Annotated in this window: 3 protein-coding genes and 1 pseudogene; 2 read left to right on the forward strand and 2 right to left on the reverse strand. The window is 31.9% G+C overall.

The window, feature by feature from the left end:
• Positions 1 to 84 (forward strand): type I toxin-antitoxin system Fst family toxin (locus HMPREF3125_RS12615; protein ID WP_141738041.1); only part of this gene is annotated, 84 nt, incomplete at its 5' end.
• Positions 85 to 229: 145 nt separating this feature from the next.
• Here the strand turns inward: HMPREF3125_RS12615 and HMPREF3125_RS01910 are convergent.
• The gene (locus tag HMPREF3125_RS01910) at positions 230 to 1210 is read right to left on the reverse strand and encodes a ketoacyl-ACP synthase III (protein WP_070451583.1); all 981 of its coding nucleotides are present in this window, start codon (positions 1208 to 1210) and stop codon (positions 230 to 232) included.
• Between the two features lie 178 nt (positions 1211 to 1388).
• On the opposite strand from HMPREF3125_RS01910, the gene HMPREF3125_RS01915 reads away from it, so the two are divergent.
• Positions 1389 to 2000, forward strand: a complete 612-nt coding sequence (locus HMPREF3125_RS01915) for a recombinase family protein (protein WP_000635275.1) — start codon at positions 1389 to 1391, stop codon at positions 1998 to 2000.
• Between the two features lie 149 nt (positions 2001 to 2149).
• Here the strand turns inward: HMPREF3125_RS01915 and HMPREF3125_RS01920 are convergent.
• Positions 2150 to 2797: pseudogene (locus tag HMPREF3125_RS01920) on the reverse strand (YitT family protein); the annotation flags it as partial.
• Positions 2798 to 2856 lie beyond the last annotated feature (59 nt).

Below are 2856 nucleotides of genomic sequence, written 5' to 3' on the forward strand. Positions count from 1 at the left end.
CTTGTTCACATCACGACCACAGTCATCAGTGGTTGTATTGTTGCGTTATTTACGCATTGGCTACGTAATCGCAACGATAAATAGGCGACTATAGCCACACCTAAAAAAATCCCCTCACTATTGCCGTAGTGAGGGGATTGGTGTATTCACGCTAGAATTCTTGTTAATCATATTATAACACTGGTTAATAGAAGAATGCAAAAAGATGCATAATTGAGAACTCATAAAATTATATAGTCCATCTAATAAGTGTAGATGCATATGCCAAGCCCCCACCAAATCCAACTAATAGGATTAAGTCATCTTTTTTTATTTTACCTTCTTTTATAGCTAGGTCGATTGATAAAGGTATGGTTGCTGATGAAGTATTACCATAGTATTTAAGACTCTCTAATGCTTTATCTGTTTCAATATTTGCTTTTTCACAAATCGATTCAATCATTCGAGCATTCGCACTATGCGGTACAAACCAATTCAAATCTTCAATACTGTAATTTGATTGATTTAGAACTTCATGGATTATATTTGGAACGTTACCGACTGCCCATTTATAAACGCCCCGTCCATTTTGAACGATATAACCATGATTTTCTAAATCATCTGAAAACATTTCTTCAGACAATTCTGTGCAATATAAGTTATGACCTTTCAAGCCATCTGATCCGGCATTACTTGCAATAAAACTCATTTCTTCTTTATCATATTCTACAAGAAATGCACCGGCACCGTCTCCAAACAAAATACACGTACTTCGATCATTATAATCTGTAATTTTAGACAATGTTTCTGAACCAATGACTAAAATTTTTTTGTTTTGTCCTGATGTAATCAATCCATTAGCTAAATTAAGTCCATATGTAAATCCGGCGCAAGCAGCATTAATATCAATAGCCCCAGCATTTTTTAACCCAAGCTGAGCTTGGACATATGAAGCTACACTAGGTGTTTTATAATCAGGAGTTAACGTCGCATTAATAATCATATCTACATCGGTTAAGTCGACTTGATACTTTTCTTGTAAATCTAATACAGCTTTATAACTTAAATCACTAGTATATTCATTTTCATCAGCTATTCTTCGCTCAATAATACCTGTTCTTTGTTGGATCCATTCATCAGAGGTCTCTACGATTTTTTCAAAGTCATTATTATCCATAACTTTTTCAGGGACATATGTACCTTGTGCAGTTATTTTAGCAAATGATTGCATAGTATTTCCTCTTTCTATCTTATATATTTTTTTAACTCTTACAAAAAATTATATCATGACAAAAGAATCGACGTAAATGTCTAATAGAGGTACACCCTAATCATACAAAATGAATTGTTGAAATTACAGCAATTAAAATGTATGATTAGGGTGTATATTAATTATGAGGTGAAACTAAATGATTGTGGGCTATGCGCGGGTATCATCAGTAGATCAAAATTTAGAAAGACAACTTGAAAATTTAAAAACATTTGGTGCTGAAAAAATTTTTACAGAAAAACAATCAGGTCAATCTATAGAAAACAGACCCGTCTTTCAAGAAGCATTGAACTTTGTGAGAATGGGAGATCGTTTTGTCGTGGAATCAATTGATCGTTTAGGTCGTAATTATGATGAAGTCATTAATACCGTTAATTATCTTAAAGAGAAAGAAGTACAATTGATGATTACCAGTCTACCAATGATGAATGAAGTCATTGGTAATCCATTATTAGATAAATTTATGAAAGATTTAATTATACAGATATTAGCAATGGTTTCAGAACAAGAAAGAAATGAAAGTAAACGTCGACAAGCTCAAGGGATTCAAGTTGCGAAAGAGAAAGGCGTATATAAAGGACGACCCTTATTATATTCTCCCAATGCGAAAGATCCTCAAAAACGTGTTATCTATCATCGTGTTGTAGAAATGTTAGAGGAAGGCAAAGCGATTAGTAAAATTGCGAAAGAAGTGAATATTACAAGACAAACTGTTTATAGAATTAAACACGATAACGATGATTTGTTTTAATAAACGGTTTTTCAATGCAAATGAGAGCTTCTCACAGCGTCTGAAAACTTATGGTGATCAATTATTCTGAGATTTTAATATTAAAACAAGAAAAGAGAGAACCAATAAAAAGCTACCTAATAACTGGTAGCTTTTTATTTATCGTAATTTTAATATATATCTGATTTTTTCATATTTCCAGCCCTAACTTCTGCTGTATCATATATTGCGATAAATGCGTCTGGGTCTACATCATTTATAATTTCTTTAAGTTTTTGTTCTTCGAGTTTATTAATAACACAAGAAATTTCTACAAATGAATTATTTTCTTCATCAATAGTCACTTTTGTAAATGTGCAATACCTTCCCAGTCTTTCTTTAATTTCTTTATTCATAATGTCATAATCTTTTGTAATAATTTTAAACGTTTTCGAACCACTTAGTCCTTCTTCAATAATATGTATAACTTTTGAAGCAATAAAATATGCGAGCGCTGATAAAATGGCACCTTTAAAGCCAAAAACAGTAGAAACAAGTATAAATACGAATGTATTGAGAAATAAAATTAAATCGCTTGTTCCGAAAGGTAACTTTCTAGATAATAAAACGGCTAACATATCTATACCATCTAATGCCCCACCATTTCTAAGGGCAAGACCCATGCCTAATCCAATAACAACTCCACAAACTACAGTAATAAGTAGTGAATCACCTTCAATAATTGTTGGTACAGGATGCATAATCGAAGTGAATATAGATAATGATAAGATACCTATTATTGAAAATATAGCAAACTTACGTCCGATTTGTTTATAACCGGTTCTGTTGCAAAGTTGAATTTATAATATAATTTTAACAAAAAGGAGTCTTCTGTATG

It is taken from the genome of Staphylococcus sp. HMSC13A10, from assembly GCF_001808005.1.
In the GTDB taxonomy this organism is placed as follows: Bacteria; Bacillota; Bacilli; order Staphylococcales; family Staphylococcaceae; genus Staphylococcus; species Staphylococcus pasteuri.